27 protein-coding genes and 2 tRNA genes are annotated in these 24901 nt (G+C 57.7%); 23 read left to right on the plus strand and 6 right to left on the minus strand.

The features are described from left to right. Positions 1-75: 75 nt before the first annotated feature. The 6 genes from L9O85_RS07860 to L9O85_RS07885 all read right to left on the minus strand — a co-directional run bounded on the left by L9O85_RS07860 (position 76) and on the right by L9O85_RS07885 (position 6334). Positions 76-888, minus strand: a complete 813-nt coding sequence (locus L9O85_RS07860; protein ID WP_301578367.1) for a PHP domain-containing protein — start codon at positions 886-888, stop codon at positions 76-78. Further along, positions 885-2039, minus strand: a complete 1155-nt coding sequence (locus L9O85_RS07865) for an adenylyl-sulfate kinase (protein WP_301578368.1) — start codon at positions 2037-2039, stop codon at positions 885-887. Before L9O85_RS07865 ends, L9O85_RS07860 begins: the two co-directional genes overlap by 4 nt. A gap of 10 nt (positions 2040-2049) precedes the next feature. Then, positions 2050-4059, minus strand: a complete 2010-nt coding sequence (locus tag L9O85_RS07870) for a hypothetical protein (RefSeq protein WP_301578369.1) — start codon at positions 4057-4059, stop codon at positions 2050-2052. Positions 4060-4162: 103 nt separating this feature from the next. After that, entirely contained in the window at positions 4163-5218 is a 1056-nt protein-coding gene (locus tag L9O85_RS07875) for a flagellin (RefSeq protein WP_301578370.1), read from the minus strand. A 69-nt stretch (positions 5219-5287) separates the two neighbouring features. Then, complete coding sequence (locus L9O85_RS07880; protein ID WP_108981171.1) at positions 5288-5542, minus strand: carbon storage regulator; 255 nt, start codon at positions 5540-5542, stop codon at positions 5288-5290. A 180-nt stretch (positions 5543-5722) separates the two neighbouring features. Beyond that, positions 5723-6334: a recombinase family protein gene (locus tag L9O85_RS07885; RefSeq protein ID WP_301578371.1), complete on the minus strand. Its 612-nt coding sequence runs from the start codon at positions 6332-6334 to the stop codon at positions 5723-5725. Positions 6335-6679: 345 nt separating this feature from the next. Here L9O85_RS07885 and L9O85_RS07890 point away from each other — a divergent pair. The 23 genes from L9O85_RS07890 (at position 6680) to L9O85_RS08000 (ending at position 24810) form a co-directional block, all read left to right on the plus strand. Further along, positions 6680-6766: transfer RNA gene (locus tag L9O85_RS07890), tRNA-Ser, on the plus strand. 31 nt (positions 6767-6797) lie between these two features. After that, a tRNA-Ser gene (locus tag L9O85_RS07895) sits at positions 6798-6889 on the plus strand. Between the two features lie 334 nt (positions 6890-7223). Beyond that, a complete protein-coding gene (locus L9O85_RS07900; RefSeq protein ID WP_195495297.1) occupies positions 7224-7937 on the plus strand; it encodes a hypothetical protein in 714 nt (237 codons plus the stop codon). Between the two features lie 273 nt (positions 7938-8210). Next, on the plus strand, positions 8211-9725 hold the full coding sequence (locus L9O85_RS07905) for a DNA methylase (protein ID WP_195495295.1): 1515 nt from the start codon (positions 8211-8213) through the stop codon (positions 9723-9725). Then, a complete protein-coding gene (locus L9O85_RS07910; protein ID WP_195495294.1) occupies positions 9722-10153 on the plus strand; it encodes a hypothetical protein in 432 nt (143 codons plus the stop codon). Before L9O85_RS07905 ends, L9O85_RS07910 begins: the two co-directional genes overlap by 4 nt. A gap of 238 nt (positions 10154-10391) precedes the next feature. Further along, positions 10392-11096, plus strand: a complete 705-nt coding sequence (locus tag L9O85_RS07915) for a hypothetical protein (RefSeq protein WP_108979406.1) — start codon at positions 10392-10394, stop codon at positions 11094-11096. Then, positions 11093-12292, plus strand: a complete 1200-nt coding sequence (locus L9O85_RS07920) for an antirestriction protein ArdA (protein ID WP_172748954.1) — start codon at positions 11093-11095, stop codon at positions 12290-12292. The genes L9O85_RS07915 and L9O85_RS07920 overlap by 4 nt, the downstream gene beginning before the upstream one ends. Next, positions 12289-13401 (plus strand): DUF6329 domain-containing protein, encoded by a 1113-nt coding sequence (locus L9O85_RS07925; protein ID WP_172748953.1) that lies wholly within the window; start codon positions 12289-12291, stop codon positions 13399-13401. The genes L9O85_RS07920 and L9O85_RS07925 overlap by 4 nt, the downstream gene beginning before the upstream one ends. A 69-nt stretch (positions 13402-13470) precedes the next feature. Further along, complete coding sequence (locus L9O85_RS07930; protein WP_172748952.1) at positions 13471-14238, plus strand: hypothetical protein; 768 nt, start codon at positions 13471-13473, stop codon at positions 14236-14238. Between the two features lie 71 nt (positions 14239-14309). Then, on the plus strand, positions 14310-15332 hold the full coding sequence (locus tag L9O85_RS07935) for an LPD28 domain-containing protein (protein WP_195495292.1): 1023 nt from the start codon (positions 14310-14312) through the stop codon (positions 15330-15332). After that, positions 15329-16303: a DUF4314 domain-containing protein gene (locus L9O85_RS07940; protein ID WP_195495290.1), complete on the plus strand. Its 975-nt coding sequence runs from the start codon at positions 15329-15331 to the stop codon at positions 16301-16303. The genes L9O85_RS07935 and L9O85_RS07940 overlap by 4 nt, the downstream gene beginning before the upstream one ends. 1 nt (position 16304) lies before the next feature. Then, positions 16305-16616: a hypothetical protein gene (locus L9O85_RS07945; RefSeq protein ID WP_044942020.1), complete on the plus strand. Its 312-nt coding sequence runs from the start codon at positions 16305-16307 to the stop codon at positions 16614-16616. Next, on the plus strand, positions 16609-17865 hold the full coding sequence (locus tag L9O85_RS07950) for a hypothetical protein (protein ID WP_195495288.1): 1257 nt from the start codon (positions 16609-16611) through the stop codon (positions 17863-17865). The genes L9O85_RS07945 and L9O85_RS07950 overlap by 8 nt, the downstream gene beginning before the upstream one ends. Before the next feature lie 31 nt (positions 17866-17896). Beyond that, complete coding sequence (locus L9O85_RS07955; protein WP_024725303.1) at positions 17897-18466, plus strand: hypothetical protein; 570 nt, start codon at positions 17897-17899, stop codon at positions 18464-18466. Continuing rightward, a complete protein-coding gene (locus L9O85_RS07960; protein ID WP_301578372.1) occupies positions 18463-19557 on the plus strand; it encodes a hypothetical protein in 1095 nt (364 codons plus the stop codon). Before L9O85_RS07955 ends, L9O85_RS07960 begins: the two co-directional genes overlap by 4 nt. Before the next feature lie 100 nt (positions 19558-19657). Beyond that, on the plus strand, positions 19658-19990 hold the full coding sequence (locus L9O85_RS07965; protein WP_024725522.1) for a hypothetical protein: 333 nt from the start codon (positions 19658-19660) through the stop codon (positions 19988-19990). Positions 19991-19998: 8 nt separating this feature from the next. Then, positions 19999-20898, plus strand: coding sequence for a DNA adenine methylase (locus L9O85_RS07970; RefSeq protein WP_243280583.1), 900 nt, complete (start codon positions 19999-20001; stop codon positions 20896-20898). After that, positions 20825-21322 (plus strand): hypothetical protein, encoded by a 498-nt coding sequence (locus L9O85_RS07975; RefSeq protein ID WP_024725120.1) that lies wholly within the window; start codon positions 20825-20827, stop codon positions 21320-21322. Before L9O85_RS07970 ends, L9O85_RS07975 begins: the two co-directional genes overlap by 74 nt. Continuing rightward, positions 21312-22055: a DUF3849 domain-containing protein gene (locus L9O85_RS07980; RefSeq protein WP_024725119.1), complete on the plus strand. Its 744-nt coding sequence runs from the start codon at positions 21312-21314 to the stop codon at positions 22053-22055. Before L9O85_RS07975 ends, L9O85_RS07980 begins: the two co-directional genes overlap by 11 nt. Before the next feature lie 14 nt (positions 22056-22069). Beyond that, positions 22070-22702, plus strand: a complete 633-nt coding sequence (locus L9O85_RS07985) for a hypothetical protein (protein WP_024725118.1) — start codon at positions 22070-22072, stop codon at positions 22700-22702. Between the two features lie 15 nt (positions 22703-22717). After that, entirely contained in the window at positions 22718-23089 is a 372-nt protein-coding gene (locus tag L9O85_RS07990) for a SpoVG family protein (protein WP_055270843.1), read from the plus strand. A gap of 14 nt (positions 23090-23103) precedes the next feature. Beyond that, complete coding sequence (locus L9O85_RS07995) at positions 23104-24003, plus strand: hypothetical protein (protein WP_024725291.1); 900 nt, start codon at positions 23104-23106, stop codon at positions 24001-24003. Positions 24004-24018: 15 nt separating this feature from the next. Further along, positions 24019-24810 (plus strand): class D sortase, encoded by a 792-nt coding sequence (locus L9O85_RS08000; protein ID WP_195384275.1) that lies wholly within the window; start codon positions 24019-24021, stop codon positions 24808-24810. The last annotated feature ends 91 nt before the right edge of the window (positions 24811-24901 follow it).

The raw sequence follows: 24901 nt of genomic DNA on the forward strand, positions 1-24901 counted from the left end.
GCTCTTGCCAAACCCGGTCTCATATTACCTGCGCTGATGGAAGCGATGTGTTTGTCAAGTCTACCTCCCCCGCTGTTAAATCAGCCACCCCAGTTCGAGGGAAATGGGCGTCAGTCTGGTGTCCGGACGGACGGCTTCCCCGTGGAAATCGCTGCCCGCTGTGATATGGAGCCCATATTTTTCCGCAAGACGCAGATAGGCGGCAGTCTGTCCCGGGGTATGACGGGGATAGAAGCACTCCAAACCGTCGAGCCCCTTCTCCCGCAGGGTGCGGAGGGTCTCCTCCAATCGATCGTCCGCATAGCCCAGCTGGTAAGGGTGTGCCAGCACGGCCCTGCCGCCGGCGCTGTGGACGGCGGCGATGCACTCCGCGGCGCCAGCCTTCCAGCGTTCGATGCGCTGATATTCATCGGAATCCAGATAGCGGTCGAATGCTTCCCGGAGGGAGGTGACATACCCGCGCCGGAGCATCACCTGGGCGAAGTGAGGCCGGGCGACGACCCCGCCGCCTGCCAGCGCCTCCACTTCCTCCAGGGACACATCCATGCCCTTTTCCCGGAGAAAGTCCACGATGCGGAACTTCCGCTCGTCCCGGCTGGCGCGCAGCTTGCGGCAGAGCGCTGTCAGGGCGGGGCACTCCGGGCCGAGGTGCAGGCCGAGTATGTGCATGTGCCGGTCCTCGGCCGCCCCCAGCTCCACGCCGCGCAGCACTGTAAGGCCCAGGGCCGTGCCCGCCCGGACCGCCTCCTCGGCGCCGTCAATGGTGTCGTGGTCGGTGACCGCCAGCACCTGGATGCCGGCGGCGGCAGCCTTTTCCACCAGCGCCGCCGGCGCATACTGCCCATCAGACGCGGTGGAGTGGGTGTGGAGGTCTGCCAGGACGGTCATGCTTTCATCTCCTTGCGGATGGCAACGATCCGTATCACCGGCGGGTCATCATTTCCGTAGGGGGCGAAGCCGGTCCGCTCCTGAGCGTACTCCACGCGGAACCCCACCTCCTGCAGAGAGGCGGTCAGCTCCTCCATGACGATGAAGCGTCGGTAATGATTGTTGTAGAAGAACGCGTTTTTCTCCTGGGGCTGTCCCCTGCCGTACAGCGGATCATGGACGCCCCGCACCTCGATGAAAAACTTTCCGCCGGGCTTGATCGCGCGGTGCATGGCCAGCAGCAGCATCCGCTCCTGCTGCTGGTTGATGGCGTGGATGGTAAAGCGGCTGTACGCATAGTCATAGCTGGCAGGCCGGTGGATGGGGGCGTTGATAAAGTCCCCGCAGAGGAAGCGCGGGTTGTCTCCGCCCCGCTCCCGCAGCGTCTGAATGGCCGTGTCTGACAGGTCAATGGCAATGACAGAGAGGCCCAGGGAGGCAAAGTAGAGGGCGTCCCGCCCGTTGCCGCAGCCCAGGTCCACCAGGGTCCGTCCCGGTTCCACCAGAGTGGCGGCATACCGGGCAAAGGGGGAGGGGTCCATGGGACAGAGGCCGTCCTGATAATAGCGGTTCCAGTAGTCCCGGTTATCGATGGGGTTTTCGACGATGTTGGGATACAGGACCCGCTCGATCTCCTCCACCGCCTCCAGAGGGGTGCGTTCTCCGTCGTTCTGAATGATCAGATCGGGGGTCTGGGGCTCGTCAAAGGGCAGGTCCACCCCCACCACATTGTGCCCCCCGGTGTAGAGCCCCTTCTGGTTCCGGGACAGCAGGGTCTCCGGCTTCACCCTCAGATAGATCTCCTTGTAATTGGGGATATTGGCCCGGTTCCAGGCCCGGACGCTCTGATACATGGCGATGGAGCAGCACACCACGTCGATGCCTTGGTCGGAGAGGAGCTTACACACCCGGAAGATCCGCCCCGCCCATCGGAGGCGCTCGTCGTTGGTGTAGCCCACATCCTCACCGAAGGCCACCCGGATCTCGTCACCGTCCAGATAGACCGCGTTGGGCTTGGTGTTTTTGAGCCGCCGGTAAAAGAGGCTGCCTACGGTGGTCTTGCCCGCGCCGGAGAGGCCGGTGAAAAAGTAAACGGTTCCCTTGTGTTCCATGTGGTCCTCCTCAGTGATAGAGCGGCTGTTCCAGCAGGGCCGGGTCCAGCTCCAATAGGGGCATGAAATTCAGCGGCGCGCCGTTTTTGTTCACGAACCGCAACCTCCGCATTAAGATCGAAGCGATCTTACTCCTATTTTCATCGATGTTCTCTTTACGTTCCTGTAGAAGCGACTCCTCCAGCTCCTTTGAGACTTTCTCCCCAGAAAGCCTTTTCCGCTCGATATATTTCTTGTAAGATGCTAGAATTAGATCCGTATGTCCGTGCAACCGGCCAAGCAGATCGTCCATCTTTTCTTTATCCATGGGAGAACCATCATAGCATTGGAAGTCATAGCCGTAACGCCGATACACATCTCCCATCAGATACTCTAGATACACCCGTTCTTCCCGACCCAGGTACTTCTCATAGGTCCGATAGATGGCCGCCGGATCAAAGCCCCGGTCATTGCCTTTCAGGGACTCCGGATCCCGCTCACCGTTGCGGGAACAGTAGGTCATGCTCTTCGTATAGGGCAGGTCCAAAAAGGCCGCCAGGGCGGTGAAGGTGGCCTTTGGGTTCAGCTTGCCGTCCTCAAAGCGGACCAGTACCGAGTCCTGAAACAGCCGATCCTGCCAGTCCACCATATAATTCCGATTGAGTGCACGCATGGCAAGCTCATCGGGCATAGTCTGCAACTCCTGCCCCGGCTCCCACTCATCTATCTGCCTCTGCATGAAACGCACACATGCCCCAGTGGAGGACGTCGGCCGGCGCATGGGTGTGAAGGTCTTGATATACTTGAAGCCCTTCAACGGTGCAAAGTTATGGAGCTTTTGATATTCCTGGGAATCTGCAACCGCGCAGCCACGTCGATTGACCTCGATACTTGGATGATAGTCATGAAAGTGCGGCTGGAAAAAAATCGCTGGCACGATACGGGACTCGTGATCCAGGGATCGTAAATCCGCCATCAGCAGATAAATCACCACAAAAAGATCCTTCTCCGTCCAATCACGCATCTGCCTGAGTTGGTTGAGCAACAGATCTGCTTTCTCTTCATTTCCATCCCCAAGGATAATATCTGTATCAACCGCTTGATTTCCATCATTAGCAAGCCATTCCCGCAACTTATCCAGGTGTTCCTGAATCGTGTAAAACATAATAGATTCTACAGCAATTAGGTTGGGGTGATTGTCAAAGATCTCGTTAAAAAAGTCACCGCCGTTATGGCTGGAGAGCTGGGTGTGCCAAATCAGCCGGTGGATTTCCCGGATACCGATAGGCTTGACCGGGTACTGGCTGTAATCGATGCCGAAGCGGGACTGGAATTCGATAGGGTACTGCTCGATCTCATCTTCTATCAGGAAAACCAGTTTCTCCGCCTCCAGCAGAGGCCGAAGGTTCAGAATCTGGAGATAGGAGCAGAAGTTCCCCCAGTCCGTGTAGTGGAGATAGATGTGGTTCTCCCGGCCCACCCACTCGCTGTTCCGCACATTGTCACGGAGGTATTCCAGCTCATACTGGGAGTACACGTCCGCCGCCAGCACTGGCTTGTCCAGGTCCCTGAAGAAGTTCCGGCTGACTACCGGGTGCCGGGGATCCAGATGCGCCCCAAAGGTCTCTGTCTCCACGGTAAAGGGGATATAGTTCCGGTCATCATAGGGGTAAAACAGGATAGGCAGGTCCTCAAAGGCGGGAAAGTCCTGCCGGAAGCAGTAGGGGTATTTACGAAGCAGACGGCAATTCTTCTCATATCGGCTTTTCAGCAACTTCCGATTGGGCATGTAAAATGCCTGGGTCATCAGCTCCAGCAGAGTTTCCCTCTGAAAGCCCCGGCTGTAGAGGGACTGGAAGGCGTCATAGGCTACCTTATAGTTCCCGCCGTGTTCCAGGATGTAGAGGGCGGCCTCCAGCTCGGTATCCGGCTGGCAGTCCTGGGCGTCAGCCAAGGCCAGGGTATAGGCCGTCACGGCGTGCCCATGTTCCCCCAGCTCCGCCATCCGGCGGGCGATATCCAGAGCGGTTTGTTCCTTCATATTCCTTCTCCTCCCAATCTCAGCTCAAAAATAGGGGCCGGGCTCAATGCCCGGCCCCCTGTGGTTGCTATGGTTGCTATGGAAGAACAACTGCGCCAGATGCTTACTGCAGCAGCTGCAACACACCCTGGGGCACCTGGTTCGCCTGGGCCAGCATGGCCTGGGCGGACTGGATCAGAATGTTGTTCTTGGTATAGGCCATCATCTCGTCGGCCACGTCAGTGTCCCGGATGGTGGACTCGGCATCCTGGATGTTCTCCTGCATGACGGACAGGTTGTTGATGGTGTGGTCCAGACGGTTCTGGGTGGCGCCCAGGGTGCCGCGGACGTCGGAGACATAGTTGATGGCGTTCTTGATCACGTCCAACGCAGCAGCAGCCCCCTTCTGGTTACCGATATCCAGCTTATCGATCTCCAGAGCGGCAGTGTGGCAATCATTGATGGAAACATTCAGCTGATTGTAGCTGGCAGAGGTATCGCCAATCTGCAATGTTAGTGCCTTGCCTGTTCCACCCGCATTGCCCTTGCTTCCCAGAGTAAATCCTGCGTCAGTAATCGCCTTCTTAAATGCAGCAGTACTTTTGATGGTCGTGCCATCAAAAGTAAATGTCTTGCCGCCAATCTTCAAGCTGTCTCCCTGCTGGAAAGTTACACCCGACTTCAGATTGGTCGCGCTGGTGACAGCCTTGCCGCCAGCAGTTCCAGTAACCGTAAGTGTGATAGTAGCACCGTCCTCCATGGAGCCGTCCAGCAGGTTGATGCCGTTGAAGTTGGCGGAGTCGGCGATGCGGTCGATCTCAGAGCGGAGCTGAGTGACTTCCTTCTGAAGCTGCTTGCGGTCGGTGCCGTCCTCAAAGGTGCCGTTGGCGGACTGCTCAGCCAGCTCATACATGCGGTTGAGCATGTCGTGGACCTCGGTGAGGGCGCCCTCGGCGGTCTGCACCAGGGAGATACCGTCCTTGGCGTTGTCCTGGGCCTTGTCCAGGCCGGTGATCTGGGCGCGCATCTTCTCGGAGATGGCCAGACCCGCGGCGTCGTCGCCGGCCCGGTTGATCTTATAGCCGGAAGACAGCTTCTCCAGGTTCTTGGACAGGGCGCTGGTGTTGTTGGTGTAGTTGCGGTAGGCGTTCATCGCCATGATGTTGTGCTGAATACGCATAGTGATTTCTCCTTTATTTTTGATATTCCCGGACGGTTCCTTCCCTCCGGTCCGCAGGGGTGGATAGTACTATTCAGACAGGGCCCCGGTCTCGTCCCGGTCCTGTTTGAATCTTGATGTATGGGGAGGTGTCTTCTTCTGGCGCAGCTTACGGATGCAGTCGGGCGCCCCGCCGCTGGACTCCACCAGCTTTCCCCGCACCACAGGGCACTCCCTGGGCGCCTGAACGGCGAGCCGCGTCACTTCACCGGCCTTGACGACCTGGATCACGATATCCTGTCCGATGGTGATGTATTCGCCGGAGCGCACTCCCAACACCAGCATGCTCTTCCCTCCAAACGCCCAAGGATTTTCCAAGTCCAGAAAAGTGTACTCAGATAGACTTCTGTCTGCTCCTGGGTCTCTGTTATGTACTTCGGCATTCCGGCGGAAAAGTTAAGTATTACAGAGAGAAAAGATTTTTTTCTTTCGTCTATCTGAGTACACTTTTTGGGACTTTTCTTCCTACTCCCTCTGGCACGCCCTCTTCTCCTGCAGACGTTTATACAGCGTGCTGCGCTTCATTCCGCAGACTTCCAGAAGCTGCCCCTCACTTATCTCCCCATTTTTCCAGGCCGTGTAGAGTGCCGGGAAATCAGGAGGTAAGTTTTTCTTTTTTCTCCCCCAGCGCTTCCCGCTGGCCTTCGCTACGGCGATGCCCTCCGCCTGTCTCTGACGTATGTTTTCCCGCTCTTTCTGTGCCACATAGGCCAGTATCTGCAGCACCATGTCGGCCAGGAATTTCCCGGTGAGGCTCTGGTCCTCTCCCCTCCCCCTGGTGTCCAGGAGAGGAAAGTCCAATACCACGATATCCACCTTCTTTTTCCGGGTCAGCAGCCCCCAGTGCTCCAGGATCTCCTCATAGTTCCGCCCCAGCCTGTCGATGCTCTGGACAAAGAGCGCGTCTCCCTCCCGCAGCTTGCGGAGCAGGCGCTGGTATTCCGGGCGGTTGAAATCCTTCCCGCTCTGCTTGTCGATGTAAAGCCTCTCCCTGGCGATTCCCGCCTTCTCCATGGCATAGAGCTGCCTCTCCTCATTCTGACTCTTTCCCGACACCCGAACATATCCATATTCCACGCTTTCCGGCTCCTCCTCTTTTCATCGCCCCAATTCAGATTGATGCGGCAGAGAACACCCTGCATAAACAAGCCGCACCAAATGGGAATCGGGAAGTTCCATCAAAAAACCCCGTCCCAAATATGAATTTGGACGGGGTCCTTCTTATTATATCAAAAACCAAAAGCGCCCTGCGGAACATGCACTGCCCGTTTTTTCCAGGGGCCTTTTCGGTCGGGGGCCGGCGGGCTGACCGCCCCTGTTTTGAGGCTCAGAAAAAACAGCCCACAAAAAACGCAGTTTAAGGTTGACATACGGCTCAAAATATGGTATGCTTTCATTCGCCTCTGAGTTGGAGATCAACAGGGAGAGATGTCCGAGTGGTTTAAGGAGCCGGTCTTGAAAACCGGTGACTCGCAAGAGCCGTGGGTTCGAATCCCACTCTCTCCGCCACCTCTTTCCTGACGAGGCGCTATTGATAGCTGCAGAAGTACCCAAGTGGCTATAAGGGGCTCCCCTGCTAAGGGAGTAGACGGGTTAAACCGTGCGAGGGTTCGAATCCCTCCTTCTGCGCCAAAAAGCCGCAACAATTTGGATATAGTGGGCTGTAAGTCTACTGTGCCAAGGTGTTGCGGCTTTTTTATTTTCAAAATTTCTGAAGTTCAAAAAAAGATGCCGAACAGGAATTTTTTAAACCGAATGGACTTGAACTCTGAATTTAGATATTTGGGAGCCCACAGTAGCAGCGGGCGCCCTTTTTCAAGCCAAAAAGGGCGCCCGAGTACAGAAAAATTATATACGAAAAATAGAGTCCCGGTTTGTTGGTATCAGAAAATCAACAGGCCGGGGTTCTTCGTTTTCCGGCACAAACGAAAAAGGGCGCCAAGCCCAGGAAAGGACGGAAACAGCCATGGACAACACACAGCACACCTATTTTGCGGAACTTAAACTTGCTCTCCAGAAAGCCGGTTACACCGTACAGGCTGTGGAGGATGGTCACCTGCCAATCGAATGGAACGACCGCAGGCTGTGCCAAGTCACCGAGAGCGGCGGCATCCGCTTCCGAACGGATGATACTACAGACCCTGCAGCAGAAGCGGCTCGAAGCCGGGTCACAGATATTGCCGGTGTGGTCAGGGAGTACATGACACTCATCGAGCAGGCCCCAGACCTGAAAGTGGATGGACTGGGCGAAAACTATAAGCTCCTGACGGAGTTCAACGGCGCTGTGCCTGCCGGCCACCCCAGCAGATACGGAGTTGAGTTTGTCACATGGGAGTGGAGCTATGGTCGAACCGGGCTGTGGCAGGGCCATTACTATGACCCCGGAAGCGGCCCCAATGGGTACCTGTCCGCGAAACAAGACTTCTGCGTCCGCTCCGGCCTCATGGATCAGAACCGCCTATTCACCAACGAGCAGCTTGCCGAGGTCTACCGCTGTGTCCACGAAACCTTGGAGAGCGTATATCCCATCACTCCGGAACGGCTGAAGCTGCTGGAGGGTGTGGCAGAACAGGTCAGGTGCGCTGTACCAGATCTGGCGGAACTGGTCAGCCAGTCCAGCGAAAGAGAGCTGGAGCCAGTGGCAGAGGAGGAACAACCGGACGTGATGATGAAAATGTAGGTCGGGCCTTCTCCTGTACCGTTCAAAAAGGGCGCTAAACGCAGAAACACAGAAAAGAACCAGAGCAATTATGATTGTCATCTGCGCAATATATTTTCCATAGAATCAATGAAACATTTGTGCTATAATCAATGGGGCCCTCAAGTTCAGCGGACTCCTCATACAAACCGGGAACGCCCCGCAAAAAGGGCGCTGCTCATAGTCAGAAGGGTAGAATGGGCGGCCATCACAGGGCACACACTATATCAGGACTTGAAAGGAAGTGGCCGGGGCATGAAAGAACGGACCTATGTTTGCTGTGATTTGAAAAGCTTTTACGCTTCGGTGGAATGTGTGGAGCGGGGGCTGGATCCCATGACCACGAATCTGGTAGTGGCAGACAAACGCCGCACAGAAAAGACGATCTGCCTCGCCGTCACTCCCTCGCTGAAAGCCTATGGCATCTCCGGTCGGGCACGGCTTTTCGAGGTGGTGCAGCGGGTCGCTGAGGTCAACGCCCAGCGCAGGCGGAACGCGCCCGGACATCAGTTCAGCGGTTCCTCCTGGAATGACCCGGAGGTGCGGCGGGATCCGTCGCTGGAGCTGGACTACATTGTGGCCCCGCCCCGGATGGCCAACTATATCGATTGGAGCACGCGGATCTATCAGGTATATCTGAAATACATTGCTCCGGAGGACATCTATCCCTACAGCATTGATGAGGTGTTCATGGACATTACCGACTACCTGGATACCTACAAGATGACAGCACGGGAACTGACCCGAACCATCATCCTGGATATTTTGAAAACTACTGGTATCACCGCCGCGGCTGGAATGGGCACGAACCTGTATCTGGCCAAGGTGTCCATGGACATTGTAGCGAAGCATGTTCATGCGGATAAAGACGGAGTTCGTATAGCCAAGCTGAACGAAATGACCTATCGGCGGCTCCTGTGGAGCCACCGCCCTCTCACTGATTTCTGGCGAGTCGGCAAAGGATACGCGGCAAAGCTGGAGGGCTGCGGCCTCTATACGATGGGCGACATCGCCCGCTGCTCCATAGGAAAACCAACAGATTACCATAACGAGGAACTGCTGTATCAACTCTTCGGCGTCAACGCCGAACTGCTCATTGATCACGCATGGGGATGGGAACCCTGTACCATCGCGGATGTAAAAGCGTATAAGCCGGAGCATAAAAGTATCGTCTCCGGCCAGGTGCTCCAGTGCCCCTATACGTTTGAGAAAGCCAGACTGGTCGTGCGGGAGATGGCGGACGCTCTGGCCTTGGACCTGGTGGATAAGGGACTGGCCACCAATCAGCTGGTGCTCACAGTCGGCTACGATATTGAAAATCTCTCTGTGGAAAATCATCGCTATCAGGGGCCGGTGACCACCGACCGCTACGGGCGGAAGATCCCCAAGCACGCGGTTGGCACAGAAAACTTTGACTACACCTCCTCCGCCAACGATCTGCTGAGAGCGGTTTGCAGCCTCTATGACCGGATCGTGGATCGGGACCTGCTGATCCGCCGGCTGAGCATCAGCGCCAACCGCCTGCTGGATGAATCGGCTGTCCCCAAAGAGGATGGAGTCGAACAGATCGACCTGTTTACTAACTATGCGGACAGAGAAAAACAAAAGGCGGAGGCAAGCGCCACCCATGCGCGGGAGCGGAGGATCCAGGAGACCATGCTGGATATAAAGAAGAAATATGGGAAGAACGCCATTCTCAAAGGCATGAATCTGGAGGAGGGTGCCACTGCGAAGGAACGAAATGAAACCATAGGAGGGCATCAGGCATGACGGGCCCCTACGATGATATGCTGAACCTGCCGCACCCAACCTCCAGACGGCATTCCAGAATGTCCCGCTCAGACCGCGCCGCCCAGTTTGCCCCTTTTGCGGCTTTGAGCGGCCATGGCACCGCAATCGCAGAAACTGCCCGGTTGACAGAGCGGCGCATAGAGCTGGATGAGGATGTGAAAGCGGCTCTGGACTTCAAACAGCAGATGCTGATGGATCGGATCGATGAACATCCAGATGTGTCGGTGACATGGTTCCAGCCTGACGGGAAAAAGGATGGCGGGCGCTATGTTACAACGACCGGACGATTGAAGCGGATCGATGAGGTTGAGCGTGTTCTGGTCATGGAGGACAAAACAACGGTTCCCCTGGACGATATCATCAGCATCGACGAGTGCCGCAGTCCTGACTTTACCTCCGACCTTTAAGCTTCTCCACGCCGCAGATAAGGGACGAAGCTGAGAAACAGACCAATAGGAAAAACGGCCCCGGTGTGATCGGTCACAAACGATCACACCGGGGCTGGTTTTCTGCCCGATTCAAAAAGGGCGTCAAGTAACTGTATGTAAATTATAAAACAGGACGAGGCCGTGATCCCGCAGAGGGAAACGGCCTTTTTGGGCGCCCTTTTTCGGGATCACTGCTCTGTCCGGAAAGGACAAGCGTATGACAAAGTATTTTCTCAAGGACACACCCCTGGCAGAACTGGAGCGGCAGATGATGACGCCGCCCAACTTTTCTCCCCGAGGAGGAGGGCAAACCGTCCTCTGCCGGTTCCGATACCGGCCGGAAGACGTAGTCTGCAAGCACTGTACGGAGTACCGGCGCGGTGGCTGTACGGAGGAGGTCTGCCCCTGGCTGGAGGAGCGTGTCGAGGCTGGAACCGTCACCTATACATCTTTGGCCGCTGAATTTTACCGGAAGTGGCTGGGAACCGCACTTGGGGAGCGGATCCAGGAACTGCTCCGGGGAAAACGGTCTATCGCTTACTATGACTCCGCTCACACTGACCGGCTGGCACTTTACGCCCTGTTTCTGGCCAGACACCGGAGCGATCACCGGGCACTGGCGGCGATGTACCTGCTGACCGTAACGGAAACACTCCGACGCTGCGCCATCCCCCGCATATTTGATCTCTGGGGTATTGACATCAGGAGCTGGAGTGCCGTGCGGACACTCAGCGAGCAGGAGTATGTGCTGTTCCAGGCCGCAAAGGGGATCTGGCAGAGCCAGAGGACCATCACTATTCCGGAACTGTGTGACCGGAAACTGGTGGAAGACAAGACTTTGGAGCTGATCCTGAACGCGGCGCTGATCGCCCACTACGGCAGGGCCATGCTGGCCTTTGACAGACTGGAGGGCAGAGCATGATGCAGATGGCGCTGAGCAATGCCGTACACCCGGAATATGGCGTGGTGACTATCCCGTTCCCCATCCCGGAGGAGGAATACGGCCACTGTTTGGAGCTGCTGGAGGCACTGGAGATCGGAAATGCCGTCAACCGTGACTGCAAGGTGCAGGAGGTCCAGGATGGCCCGCCCATCCTGAAGCGGCTGGAGGGGAGCAGGGTCAATCTGGATGAGCTGGACTATCTGGCCAAGCGGCTGGACAGCTTCACGGACCAGGAGCTGGCACAGTTCCAAAGTGCGGCTGTCAGCTATGACTATTCCAATATCGTCGACCTCATCAACCTGACCTTCTCCTGTCAGGAGGTCACGGTCATCACGGATTTTTCCGACCTGGAGAGTATTGGACGAAACCACTACATGACCCTAAATGGCGGAAGCGCCAGAATGGAGGAACTGGACAGCCTGGACGGGACTGAAACCGCCCTGCTCCTGATAGAGAGCGGAGATGGAGTCATCACCCCCTATGGCGTAGTGTATGACAACTGCATGAGGCTGTCACAAGACTATGACGGGCGCCACCTCCCGGAGTATTACTACACACGCTGCACGGTCTCTGTCATGCTTTCTGCGGATGGACGCCCGGAACAACAGGAAATGCTTTATTTTCCCTGCGCGGAGAGCAAAATCAGCCGTGCTGTGCGGCGGCTGGGCGTAGACAGGCCGGAACAATGTACAGCAACGCTGAAACTTGCCGAGGTCAGCGACGCGGTTAGGGGTATATTTGGGCACGAATGCCCGCTAAATGAGCATCTGGACACCCTGAACGCGCTGACCAGATACCTCCAAGCGTTTGATGAACAGGCATTGGAGAAGTTCCATACTGTCTTCGACATAGTCTGGCCCCAGACGCCGGAGGAGGTCCTGTCCCTGGCGGAGAATCTCCATGAGTTCACGGTGGTGCCGGACATCAGCACCACGGAGGAATACGGGCGGTATATGATCCAGGAGTCCGGCCATTTTGAGGTGGACCCAAGTCTGGAGGACTACATCGACTACCAGAGCTACGGGGAACGCCGTGTCCAGGAGGAAGGCGGCCTCTTCGGGGACCGGGGCTATGTGGCCTATCTGGGAACAAAGCCGGAAATGAAAGAGATCATGGCCCGGAACATTCCGGCAGAGCGGATGGAACAGGGGCCGCAGATGGGAGGACTTACATGATCACGTTAAAACTGGCCCGCGGGGACAACTATGAGAGCGTCCCTCTTCGGCTCCCTACCACTCCTGGTGAGGTGGACGAAGTGTTTGCCGCGCTGGACGCGGCCAGCCGCTATGCCGGAGAAGTCCAGATCATTGGGGTGGACAGCGGCGTCCCCAGCCTCGCCAAGCACCTCAAAGGCGCCGGTCTCACCGATCCGGACGCCTTTGACAAGCTGAACCGGCTGGCGGAGAAAATCGACGGCATGGACGAACGGCAGCGGGATATCTTCTCCGGGGCTTTGGACACAGAGAGCGCCGGCAGCCTGGATGATGTGCTCCGCGTCTCAGACTCGTTGGAGGCGTACACGTTCGTCCCCAATGTGCGGTCCGATGAGGAGCTGGGCAGATATGTCGTTGTTGCCGGCCAGCTCCATGGCGACCGACGGTTTCCCGAAGAAGCGTGGCCGTATTTGGACCTTGCCAAAATCGGCGCGGAGTATTTTGCCGGCCACGGCGGCGCCTATACTGTCAGCGGCTATGTGATGCGGCGGGAAGATGGACAGCAGCAAGTGCAGGAGAGTAAACCCATTTTTGAGCTTTATCTGCTCCACGGCCAGATCAGATACCGCCTGGATCTCCCAGCGGAGGAGCTCCAGCTGGATATGACAAAGCGGAGCCTTGGGATCGAGGACTTTGCCCAGGCTGCCATCTACCAGACCAGGTGTGAGATGGAGCCTCTGGCCGGCCTCCTCCCTATGGACTGTGTCAGCGTGGAGAGCGCCAACGAACTGGCGCGGACGATCCGGGAGATGCCGGACGGCGACCTGCTGAAATACCTGGCGGTCCTGTCGGTAGAGCCGCCAGCGGACTTCCCTGGCGCCCTGCGCCTTGCTCTGGAGTTGGACGACTATGAGCGGATCACCGAGGGAAGCTATGAATACGGACAGTCTGTACTCCGGCGTATCGGAGCGGATGAAGAGCTGATCAGCGTCATAGACGGCTATATGGATTTCGAGCAGTTTGGTGAGGACTCCATGAAAGAGGACGGCGTCCGTCAGACGGAGTTCGGCCTGGTGCGCCGCCTGAGCAGCCCTTTTGACGGCCAGACGCCGCTCCAGCAGGTGTTCTGAGCGGGGTGCGGCCATGGGAAAGAAAAATACCGGCTGTGAGTATTTCAACCGCCGCCAAGGGGGTGTGAGATGAGCGGGAAGAAACGGGGGTGGCCCGCGGAGACCAACCTTGCCGCCCTGAAGACGCTGGCTCACACACTGCTGTGGTTCGATATCCAGCCAACGAAACTATCGCCGCTGGTTGTCAAGCACCCTTTTACGGACAGCGGACTGGTCGGTATCCGCAATGAGGACGGCAGCTTGTCGGCTGGAAATCTGCTGGATGATCCCGGCGCGCTCCACTCCTGGAGGGAAAACGTGAGACAGCAGATCAATGAAGCGGAGACTGCCGCGGGGCTGCTCCTGCTGGTCACCAAGCCGTATCGGTTGGGTTACTTGAAATTGGCGGCGCCGTATTTGTGCGAGCAGGACGCGGCCCTGTTTCTCTCGTATGCGTGGATCAGCACAGAATCCCCCAACGATGACCCGAATCTCAGCAAAAGGAGCCTGCTGGCCATGTTCCGCTCCATCGACCCTCAGATGCTGATGGATGAGGAGGAGCGTGGGCTGTTCCAGAGCCTGGACGATGTGGTAACGGTCTACCGCGGCGTGACCTCCTACAACGCTCAAAATGTTAAGGCGCTTTCGTGGACGTTGAACCGTGAGGTTGCTGAGTGGTTTGCTCATCGATTTGGTCAAAATGGCACGGTATATGAGGCGCAGGTCAAAAAAGAGAACATCTATGCCGTATTCTTGGGTAGGAACGAGGAGGAAGTAATCGTGGACCCGGAACGCCTCATGGGTCTCTCCCAGCTGCCGGAACAGGAGCAGGGACAGGGAATGGAGATTTCTATGTAGATACCGAAAAATAGTAGACTTTCCCAGTGACTTGTGGTAATTGTTGTTGCTATAAAATTGGAGGTGATCCTATGAGCATCAACATCAGAACGGACTTCATGCAGCATGCCGAGCTGTTTGGGAACCCTGTGCTGTTTACCAATTGGCTGATCCAGCGGGATACGATCCCCAAGGACTGGTACTGCTATGACCTGCGGGGCACGCGGCAGTCCCCCAACGTAAAGATTGCCCTGGTGGACAAAACCGCCAGGTATCATGCCGGCACGGTACTCTCCCCCACCCCCCTTAAGCGGAAGGAAACGGCTTCACGCCGGGTCAACAGTGCGTTCCACCTGTTGGGCGAGGAAATGACACTGGAACAGTTTTGTGAAGAACATTCTTTGGAATATCCCCAGGACGACAGAAAATTTGCTATCAAGGCCGCTTCTTTCGATGAAGCGGCCCTTTTTTATGCCATGACGCCGGAGGAGGACCAGAGGCTTGGCTGCATTGGACATGTCCGAATGGACTTCGGCCACCGGGGACAAGAGTTCTGGCACACCTGGTGGCCCCGAGGTCCCGAGGAACTGAACAGTCCTGAGTTCAAGGCTGAGTTACAAGAGGTCGTGGACGAGCTGCGAACCAGTGTATTGAAAGATCTGGCCGGCATGACCAAGTATTGTTGGGGCCATGGCGGAGAGGTGGGCGGCTGGCCGGCCAACTATGGCTATATCGTAGAGACGGAGAATTACCGCTACTGTCTGCGATGCAACCCTGTTCCCGGCGACTATCAGGCATATCTGACGGCCTTCGACCTCCGTGTCCAGCGGCAGAATTTGGCGGAGCAGCCTGCGGTGATAGGCCGGGTCTCCTTCGCCAGCGGCGAGCAGGTGGATTATACGGACCCGGAGGCGTACCTCCAGTGCATCCGGGAGGAACTGCCGGACCATCCCGCTACCGGATTCCGGTATGAAACGCTGACGGATGATCCAGCTGTCCGCAAGCAGGCGGATGATATCCTGTACGACCTCTACGGCGAGGAAAACCCCCGCCCGGTGGAGGATTATGAAAATGCGCCCCAGGAGGGCATGACAATGGGAGGAATTTCGCTATGAACACGCCGCCAAGAGAATGGCTGGCCTTTCTGCGGGAGCAGTACCCCGCAGGGAGCCGGATCAAGCTCAGAGAGATGAAAGACCCCTACCACCCAGTGCCGTCCGGTACCATGGGCACACTGGAAAACATCGATGACACTGGGCAATTCCATGTGAAATGGGACAATGGCAGCGGTCTGGCCCTGATCATTGGAGAGGACAGCTTCACTGTCCTGCCGCCCGAGCCCACCACTATGAAGCTGTACATGCCGCTCACCGCTGATTTCTATGGCCGGGACGAGTGGGGGGACATGTCGGAGGACAGCGAGGAGTGGGACGGCCGCACGCTCCTGGATCATGAGGGGAGCGTCCTGGCAGCCCTGGTAAAAAATCGTGTGCCGGAGGAGTCCAAGCGCGGCCTCATGCACTGGTATGGCGAGGATGATGCTGTAAACGAAAAGGTTCAGTCGGCGGTCTTTACCACAGAAGGCCGGAATGGCCGGCTCTGGGGTGTGGCGGAATGCCGTGTGGCAGGCGCCCTCTCTCCCGAAGAGCTGGATACGCTCAAAGAATATGTCACCGGACAGGCTTCGGATGCCTGGGGCGAGGGCTTCGAGCAGCGGCCCATTGAAGTGGACGGCGGCGAGCTATATGTCCATCTGTGGCAGAGCGATGATTGGAGCATCCAGACTGAGCAAGAACGGTTTGCCCCCAAGGTGGCCGAGGGCCTGCCGGAGCTGTGCTTTTCCATCCTGAAAACCACCGGCCAGCTCATCTGCATCAAGCGGGGCGAGAGCGGCTACTATCCCTCGGACTGGGATACCGGCGATAAGGAGCGAAATGTGGAACTGGCAGATGAGCTGAATGAAAACCTGGGCGTCAGTCCTGTTCAGCGGCAGGCTATGGAGATCGGAAGCCTTGCGGGATGGGATGTTCCCGGCGCCGACCCGAAAGCCTACGAGCAGGATGCGCTTCAAATGGGGGGAATGTGAAATGGAACTGGATCAGGCAACAGAGCAATTTTATGAGAAGCTGTCGGAGCGTCTGAAGGAAAAGGGATTCTCCACACGCATCATTGAGGATGGGTGCCTTGAGGTGACTTCGGAGAAGATACGGGGCAAGCAGAAGACGCATTGCGCGGTAGGCAGAGACGGCGAGGTATACTGCCACTCAGAGGATCTGGCGAACATCGCCCGAAACAGAGATTTGAACACTGTACTGGAGGCGGTGAATGATCTCTATCCTCAAACAGAGCACTCCAATGCTCCGGAGCAGGAGCCGATGGGAGGAATGACCCTTGGCTAAGAAGATGTTTGAAGTGGAGATCCGCAACAACGAACCCAAGGGCTATGAAACAGCCGTCTCCCTGCGGATGCCGGCCACCTGGTCGGAGTTCCACGACGCACTCCAAAAGGCTCGGATCAAGGATGGCCGATCCTGCGGCAATGAGCTTCTCTATGTTGGGTATGACGGGCTTCAACGTGGCATGATCGGCAGGAACATCAATCTATATGACCTGAATCTGCTGGCCCAGCGGCTGACCGCACTGACGCCGGAGGAAAACACGGGGATGGAAGCTCTGCTGGCAATGGAGTGGAGCCGTCGCAGGGGTCCCGTCTCCCTGGAGCACCTCATCAACCTGACCTACAATACCGACGTCTGCTGTCTGGCGCCTCAAGTTTCCAACCTTCAGGAGCTTGGGGCGTTTCTGTATGAGAACGAGATGCTCTCCAAGGAGGCCATGGCCCTGCTGGATACCACAGAGGAAGACAGCGAATTCCGAGCCAGTCTGCTGAAGCTGTTGGGCGAACAGCACAAGGAGGATCATGGCGGTGTGTTCACCAAACGGGGCTATGCGGAGCTGGGCGGGGAGATCAGACCTGTCTACGCATATCAGCCGGGGGAAACAACCTACTTTCAGCGGTCCGGGGCCCCAGTGGTGCTGGAGGTCCGCAAGGGTTTCTTCAACGACCCACAGTACGACAATGATAAGACCGCTATCCTGAACCTCCCAGCGATAGACAAGGGCGTCTGGCAGGCGGTGGAAGCGGTGGAGGCCGTTTCCGCAGAGGAGTGCGCGTTTCACTGCACAGAGTGGCTCATCCCCTCCCTGCGGGATACCATCGACGAGGCTCTGGAGGACGGAGGCCTGGCTCAAGTCAATGAGTTTGCCCGTGAGCTTGCCCAGAAAAAGCGGTCCTGGAGTGAGGCAGAGTTTGTCCGATACAAGGCCCTCCTGGCGGCCAGCGGCCAGCCCAGCCTGGGGGACGCCGCCCAGCTTCTGGAGGAGGCGGAGCAGTATGAACTGCTCCCCGAGGTGGCGGAAACCTGGGACTACGCGGAGCTGATGGCGCGGGAGAAATACCCGGATCTGCCGTCTGAACTGTTCCAGACGCCCCAGGCCGCCCAAATTGGCAGGACTATGCTGGAGGAGGGAAACGGGGCGATCACCGAGTATGGCCTGATCCGCAGAACAGACGGACGGCCGCTTCCAGTCTTCACCGGAAAGCCGCAGAGGGAAGAATTCGCTGGTCCCCAGATGACGGGGATGTAAGCCATAAGCGCACAAAAATGGAGGGATTGTATTGCGAAACGGTCAAATCAACTCACTGAGCGAGATCGACATGGAACACCTGAGCTTCGAGGACATCCGATGGCGGTATGGTGTGTTCCACCCAACCAGTACCGGCGCCGGCCGGGATAAGCAATACAGCGCCTGGATTGGCGTACAGACAAGCTTGGGTGAGATCGAGAAGGGCGTGTGGTACCAGGCGGCGGAAGCCCTCATCCAAAAGGCTGGGGAGCAGAAGCTTCTGGAGGCGCTGACCGACTGGGAGAGCCGACACAACTACGCCAAGGATTCCGCCCGAACTGTGCGGCACAAGGCCCTACAGCTCCATATCAGCCGCATCTTTGATAACCCCCGCTGGGTCAACTTCATCCCGTTTAACCGGGAATACCGGCCGGAGGTGCTGGAACACGCTAGTCTCGTCACTGTAATCAACGAGTGCTGCGGAAAACCGGGTGAGGTGACGCAGGAACAGATCGATGGCGCCTGTACTGGAACAGTGGCCTGTCCGCACTGCGGGCGGTGGAGCAGCTTCTCTATTGTTGAGCCGAAGCAGGCCGAAGAGCAAGGAATGGAGATGATATGATGAACATCCAGCAGAAGCGGGATCTTTTGATGAGCCTTCCGCTCATGGAACAGGAACAGCGGTGGATCATGGAGCGCCTTGACACGCTCTCTGTTAAAGAACAGTACCAACTGTCCGCGGCGATCCTGCGGACCGGGAAGCTGGAGGAGTTGGCGGGCAAGACCGGCTGGGAACTGCAAACCGCCATTTTACACATGGACCCGAAGGTAGCCGTGGACGCAGTCAACTGCCTGCTTTCGCTGGAGGATTACCAGATCTGCTTCCCCGCGGGGAGCTATGCGCAGCTGGGGAGCTTCTATCTACGGCACGAAAGCCATCTGCCGGAACGCGCCATGTACTATGCGGACCTGGAGGCGCTGGGCCGCCGCTATGAGGACCGGCACTCCGGCCTGTTCGTTGGAAACTGCTATGTGGAGTACCCGGAACACCCCTCCGCACCTCGTTACACCGGCCAGGGACTCATCCCGGAGGATGACGGTTGGAGTATGAAAGTGAAGCTGGCCTCTTCGGCGGTACCGGAGGGGGTGTGGCTCCGTCTGCCGGACTACTCCGCCATGACCGACCGGCCTGATGAGGTGGCGCTGGCTTTGGATGAGTTGAAAACCAGAAGCCTGGAAAACTGTATGCTGCTGGATGTCCGGTGCAGCCTGCCGGAGCTGGGAAATCTGATGGAGCAGTATGACAGCGCCTTGGAACTGGTCAATGACGGGAGCGATCTGGGCTATGTTCTGGATGAGCAGGGGCAGGGAATGCCCCACTTTATGGAACGCTTTGCCGCTGCGCTGGAGTTCGAGCACTGCCGTGACCTCCGTCTTGCCCTGGACATCAGCCAGAACCTGCACTGCTATGAATGGGTTCCCCGCGATGGCCTGAAGGACTTCGGCAGGCGGAAGTTGCTGGAGACGGGGGTATCTGAAGAACTGCTGGACTCCGGCTGCATCGACTTAGAGAGCTATGGGGAGGATCTGCTGGAGGAGGCAGGCTATGTCCTGACCGCCGACGAAAGCGCCTACATCACCAGAAATAACCTGGAATTTCTTCGTGACTGGAGCTCCCCGGAGGAGGCGGGGCTGAACATGGAACAGCAGTAACCAATTTATTAACACATAGGGGCCGTTTTCCCGATGGGGACGACGGCCCCTTCTTTTTTTGCGCCCATTTTCGGGAAGACAGCCCCGGAAAGGAGCGAGCATGGAGAAGGAACGGCTGGCAGAGCATCTGGAGCGTTACCATTCGGGCGCCTCCAACGCCGCCACCAGCCGGGAGCTGGAGTGTGCCTTTGGCATCAAGGGAAAGGAGCTGCGGGACGCGGTCAACGCCCTGCGGCGTGAGGGCGTTCCCATCGCCAGCAATGGCAGCGGCTACTTCTACGCCGCCACGGAGCAGGAGGTGCGGGCTACCATCGCCCACCTGACCCACCGGATCGGCGGCATCGCCGCGGCGATCCGTGGGCTGACCCGGTCGCTGGATGTGTTCGACACCGCCCAGACCCGCCTCCCACTGGAAGGGGGTGATGGCTCTTGAACAGCTTTATGAGCTGGGTGGGCGGCAAGAAGGCGCTCCGGGAGGAGGTGGTCAGGCGGTTTCCCCTCTACTATGAGCGGTATATTGAGGTCTTCGGCGGAGGAGGCTGGGTGCTGTTCCATAAGAATCCCGGCAACGACTTTGAGGTCTATAACGACTTCAACGGCCTGCTGACCAATCTGTACCGCTGTGTGCGGGAGAAGCCGGACCTGCTCATGGGCTCCCTGCGGTATGTGCTGAACGCACGGGAGGATTTTGACCGGGCGCGGCTGGCCCTGCGGCGAAAAGGAACCACATCAGTCCAGCGGGCGGCGTGGTTCTATCAGATCATCCGCCAGAGCTACGCCTCCGCCCTCACCAGCTTCGGCAATCAGCCCCACGATCTGTGGGCGGATTTCCCGCTCATTGAGCAGGCCCACCGCCGTCTGGCCAGGGTGGTCATTGAAAACAAGGACTTTGAGAAGCTCATCCGGCACTACGACCGGCCGGAGAGCCTGTTCTACTGCGACCCGCCCTACCACTGCACGGAGGGCTACTACTCAAATATCGGAGAGGACGGCTTCACAGAGAAAGACCACATCCGTCTGCGGGATGCTCTGATGTCCATTCAGGGGAAATTCCTGCTGTCTTATAATGATGATCCCTTTGTCCGGGAGCTGTACGACGCCCCCGGCATCCAGATCGAGCCGGTGACCCGGCTGAACAACATCCGCCAGCGGTATGACCCCAACTGCCAGTTTGCCGAGCTGCTCATCGCCAACTACGACCTGCATGAGCGGGAACGGGCCTCGGTCCAACTGAATCTGTTTGATTTTGATATGAAGGAGACTGACTATGAAATTTGTAAAAGAAACCACTTCCAAAGGCCTCCAGATCCCCACGGCAGCGATGAAGCTCTCTGGCTTTGAGAGCAGCGGCAAGGTGGAGCTCCACGCCTCGGAGGACACGCTGGTGGTGCTCAAGCAGCGCATGACCGCCATGGAGCTGCTCCGCGCCGCCAGATCCCTCCAGAAGCTGGCCACGGACCTGCATGTCCATCTGGCAAGAGTATGCGGCCACTGCGATGGCTGTGACGGAGAGTGCCCCTTTGGGGGCGGGGACGAGGTGGAGCTGCCGGACTATCTGCGGGAGGAAGCCGGCATCCCGGAAAAAGCCAAGTTGTGCGCCAGCGTGGACGAGGATGAACACACGGTGACTATCTCCGAAGCGGACTATGACTATGACCTGCGGGATGTGCCGGAGGAGGTGCTGGAGATGTTCAGGGACGCAGAGATCTGTGTCGGAGAATTGGAGGAGCGGCTGATTCTGGGAGACGTAGTGTATGGAGATTGAGACATATCTCTATCCCTATTCCGCAAATGAGGCTCGGAAACGGGGGGAACTGGCGCTCTGGCGGGCCAGCCACCAGGCCAATATTTCCTGTAAGCGGGCCATTGAGGAGAGCATCCGCCAGAACTTCGATGGGATGCACCTGAACAATGGCTGTGTGGATGAGGTCATTGCAAAGTATGGATACAAAAGGACCGCGTGGGTACTGTCAAACACGATCCAGCAAAAGGATCAGGATGGCCGCTTCAGCCCAGCGAATAAGCAATGGGCCAAGAGAACTTGCATTCCCTCAGATCACTGGCACAACAGCGATTTTGTAGTAGAGAGCCATCCGGCAGTGCTGGATGGCTTTGTCACACAGTATTGCAAGGCGTATCAGGCGCTTGGGCTTTTCGGACCGGAGCACTGCCACCCAGACTCCTTTTCCTCTCTGGACTACGAGGGCAAAGTGCTGGTCCTCTCTCCCGACATCTTGAAAGAGTCCTATTGGAATGAGGGCGCCATGCTCTGGTACGCCCACGACGGTTTTGGGTGCGGTCCTCACGCCATCGGACGCTCCATCCGCTGTACCTGCTTGGGCGATGGGGAGATGACCCGCTGGAACCGGGCGGATTTTATGGGCGTGCTGAAAGATCAGTTTCTGCCGGACTGGGCCGCGGAGAAACTGGCGGAATTAAAAGGCATGGAACAAACGCAAAGTGAGCACCCAGCTATGGGTGATATGACGATGAAGTGAGGAGCAAGAAGAAAATGAGGATTTCTTTTTATACCATTGACGATTTCCGGCTGGGGCATGACCCCAAAGGCGTGACCGGCTGGCGGCTGTCCCAGTTCCTGAACTGGCGGGACGCGCTGGAGCATTACCACAGTTTGCCCAATGACAGAGTGAAAGAGTTTGGACTGTCCAATGGGGTGCAGGTCCTGCAGCTGGTGCGGTGCCTGCCGCTCTTTCCTACTGACCGGACAGGGTATGACGTCCTCCTGACGGACAGCATCGTCCAGCCCCTTTGGCGGAATGAAACGCAGGCGCTTGAAGTGGCTCAGGCGGCGGCTGAGCATCTGGACGTCCGATACTGTCTGGACGGCGGGCAGATCATCCCCGCACCCAAGCCGCTTTCGGAGCGCTGTAAAACCTCCTGTGAACAGAATATCGCTCCGGTGATCAAGCAGATATATGCCGCGGGTGTGGGCTGGCTTATGCCAGAGGATTTAAGACGGCGGTACCGCAATGCGGGCCGGACCTATCACTACCCTCTGGTTCTCAAGTACCTGGTGGATACCGTGACCCAAGATGGCGGGTCCAGAACCCAGGAGATCACTCCCTGGGCATACAAACGACTGGAATGGCGCGCGAAACAGGGCGCCTGCCAGAATACAATCTAAAGGAGAAGTGCTGTCATGAACGAAGAAAACACTGTCATTTCCTCGCGGGAGGAGCATTGCTTACAGGTCCTGCCCACCCAGGTGAATGTACGCATCTACGCGATCCATACCTCCGGCCCGGTCCTGGCGGAAGCCTCCGCCAACCTGAACGGCTGTTTTACCATCCGGGGCCTGAAGGTGGTGGACGTGGGGAACGGGCCCTTCATTTCCATGCCGGATTACCGCACAGGCGGCGGGTACCGGGACGCCTGCTTCCCCAGCGAGAGGGAGTTCCGCCAGCAGTTCCGTCAGGCAGTGCTGGACGCCTATGAGCAGGCCCTGTATCAACTTCCCCAGCGCCAGCAGGAGTACCAGGCCGAGTCTACGCAGAATAGCGAGAGTATGTAAGGAGGTGGTCATCCATGAAACGAGCATTCAGCCTTTGCGCCGCGGCGCTGATGCTGACCCTGGCCCTGCCGGTCAGCGCCCTTGCCGCCGAGACTGCGGCGGTCTGCTATCCAACCTCGGTGACCCGGAGCGAGGATGGTACGGAGCTGAAGAAGATCTATGACCTGGCCCCGGAGGAGGATCCTGCCGGCATCCCCCGGTCCGACTTTGAGCAGGACGGCTTCCGCTACACGCTCACAGACCTGCTCAAGCAGGAGCTCCCCGAGCATGAGGAGCGGCAGCATACAGAGACCGTCTCTCTCCCCAGTAAGAACAAGGACATGGCCTCGGTACTTGACCTGCTCCCCCAGGAGCGTGAATTCGTCACCGATGACGGACTCATGGGCACCCTGACGCTCCAACTGGACACCGTCCGGGTGGAGGTGGCCGGGTATGGCAGTTCTACGAAAGAGATCAGCGCCACCCGGTCCTATCCCAACCTCGCGGGCCAGGATACGCAGTACATCCCCAAGACGATTGAGGAGAACGGAAAGACCCTGACGCTCAAGGATATCGACTGGCAGACAGACAATACCGCCACCTCAGACGGCTACGCTCTGGGGGACCGTTTTACCGCGGTGGCCACCTATACCGGCTCCGCCACCAGCAGCTACGTCAAGGGCTATACGGTAACGGCGGACTACACCGGGACGGTCAGCCGGATCGCCCTGAACCGGACCCGCTATGTGGCTATCTTCGAGGGCACGCCCCTCCAGCCTGTGACAGCCCCGGAGGACCAGCTCCCCACCCAATTCAACTGGGCGGCAGTCCTGGTTCCCTTTGGCATTGTGGCTCTGGCGGGCGCGGGGATCGGAGCGGCAATCTTCATCCGGCGCCGCCGTGAGGCGGACGATGATGGCGGCGAGTCCGCCTGATGGGAGGAACACACCATGAAACGAACCATGACAGCCATGCTTGCCCTCTGCCTTGCCGCGGGACTGGTCCTGCCGGCCAGCGCGCTGGAGTACACCATCGACGCCCCGGACGGTCCGGACTATGGCAAACCCACTTCCGTGGAGGTAGTTCATACGGCGGACGGCGGTGCCAGAAAGAATGAGGACGTCAGCAAAAACGCCGCTCTCATCCCACCCGGTTTTGGGACGCCCAGCATGGATACCAGGAACACCGGGAGCTATCTCACGCCTAACTTGTCCCCCGTCGGCGCTCCTGCCACCGGGGCGGTGGTCAATGGGAGCGGCTCAAGTGTCATAACGCCCGGAAGTCCCACTGGCTCCGTGACCGTCCCCGACACGACCGCCCCCTCTACCCGCTACACGGAGGTGACGGATGATCTCTACTACAAGGGCGGGTATCTGGCCACCCTGAAAATCCCGGCCATCGACCTGACGGTCAAGGTCTATGAGGGTACGGACAGCAAGACATTGGCCAAGGGGGCCGGCCACTTCGAGGATACCTCCATATGGCGGGGAAATATTGCGGTGGCAGCGCACAACAGGGGTGTCAACAACCATTTTGGGCAGCTCCACACGCTGGAGATCGGGGACAAGGTTACCCTGACCACCAAGCTGGGGACCAAAACCTATGAGGTGGTCTCCGTGGAAAAAGTCAATGAAAATGACACCTCCGGCCTGAATCCCACCGCCAACGACCAAATCACCATGTACACCTGTGTCCGCAATCAGCGGGACAACCGCTGGAAAGTGGTGGCGGTGGCCAATTGATTCCCGAATCATAAAATAGACGCTGATTTCTCCCTTTTCACGAACGCTTTCCGCTCGACTTTCAAAACCTTTTCTGATATGTTGGGCTTGC

Source organism: Lawsonibacter asaccharolyticus (genome assembly GCF_022453915.1).
Lineage (GTDB): Bacteria > Bacillota > Clostridia > Oscillospirales > Oscillospiraceae > Lawsonibacter > Lawsonibacter asaccharolyticus.

Coding starts and splice junctions, on each gene's coding strand:
- L9O85_RS07860 (WP_301578367.1), bottom strand. CDS start 888: ATGACCGTCCTGGCAGACCTCCACACCCACTCCACCGCGTCTGATGGG.
- L9O85_RS07865 (WP_301578368.1), bottom strand. CDS start 2,039: ATGGAACACAAGGGAACCGTTTACTTTTTCACCGGCCTCTCCGGCGCG.
- L9O85_RS07870 (WP_301578369.1), bottom strand. CDS start 4,059: ATGAAGGAACAAACCGCTCTGGATATCGCCCGCCGGATGGCGGAGCTG.
- L9O85_RS07875 (WP_301578370.1), bottom strand. CDS start 5,218: ATGCGTATTCAGCACAACATCATGGCGATGAACGCCTACCGCAACTAC.
- L9O85_RS07880 (WP_108981171.1), bottom strand. CDS start 5,542: ATGCTGGTGTTGGGAGTGCGCTCCGGCGAATACATCACCATCGGACAG.
- L9O85_RS07900 (WP_195495297.1), top strand. CDS start 7,224: ATGGACAACACACAGCACACCTATTTTGCGGAACTTAAACTTGCTCTC.
- L9O85_RS07905 (WP_195495295.1), top strand. CDS start 8,211: ATGAAAGAACGGACCTATGTTTGCTGTGATTTGAAAAGCTTTTACGCT.
- L9O85_RS07910 (WP_195495294.1), top strand. CDS start 9,722: ATGACGGGCCCCTACGATGATATGCTGAACCTGCCGCACCCAACCTCC.
- L9O85_RS07915 (WP_108979406.1), top strand. CDS start 10,392: ATGACAAAGTATTTTCTCAAGGACACACCCCTGGCAGAACTGGAGCGG.
- L9O85_RS07920 (WP_172748954.1), top strand. CDS start 11,093: ATGATGCAGATGGCGCTGAGCAATGCCGTACACCCGGAATATGGCGTG.
- L9O85_RS07925 (WP_172748953.1), top strand. CDS start 12,289: ATGATCACGTTAAAACTGGCCCGCGGGGACAACTATGAGAGCGTCCCT.
- L9O85_RS07930 (WP_172748952.1), top strand. CDS start 13,471: ATGAGCGGGAAGAAACGGGGGTGGCCCGCGGAGACCAACCTTGCCGCC.
- L9O85_RS07935 (WP_195495292.1), top strand. CDS start 14,310: ATGAGCATCAACATCAGAACGGACTTCATGCAGCATGCCGAGCTGTTT.
- L9O85_RS07940 (WP_195495290.1), top strand. CDS start 15,329: ATGAACACGCCGCCAAGAGAATGGCTGGCCTTTCTGCGGGAGCAGTAC.
- L9O85_RS07945 (WP_044942020.1), top strand. CDS start 16,305: ATGGAACTGGATCAGGCAACAGAGCAATTTTATGAGAAGCTGTCGGAG.
- L9O85_RS07960 (WP_301578372.1), top strand. CDS start 18,463: ATGATGAACATCCAGCAGAAGCGGGATCTTTTGATGAGCCTTCCGCTC.
- L9O85_RS07965 (WP_024725522.1), top strand. CDS start 19,658: ATGGAGAAGGAACGGCTGGCAGAGCATCTGGAGCGTTACCATTCGGGC.
- L9O85_RS07970 (WP_243280583.1), top strand. CDS start 19,999: ATGAGCTGGGTGGGCGGCAAGAAGGCGCTCCGGGAGGAGGTGGTCAGG.
- L9O85_RS07975 (WP_024725120.1), top strand. CDS start 20,825: ATGAAATTTGTAAAAGAAACCACTTCCAAAGGCCTCCAGATCCCCACG.
- L9O85_RS07980 (WP_024725119.1), top strand. CDS start 21,312: ATGGAGATTGAGACATATCTCTATCCCTATTCCGCAAATGAGGCTCGG.
- L9O85_RS07985 (WP_024725118.1), top strand. CDS start 22,070: ATGAGGATTTCTTTTTATACCATTGACGATTTCCGGCTGGGGCATGAC.
- L9O85_RS07990 (WP_055270843.1), top strand. CDS start 22,718: ATGAACGAAGAAAACACTGTCATTTCCTCGCGGGAGGAGCATTGCTTA.
- L9O85_RS07995 (WP_024725291.1), top strand. CDS start 23,104: ATGAAACGAGCATTCAGCCTTTGCGCCGCGGCGCTGATGCTGACCCTG.
- L9O85_RS08000 (WP_195384275.1), top strand. CDS start 24,019: ATGAAACGAACCATGACAGCCATGCTTGCCCTCTGCCTTGCCGCGGGA.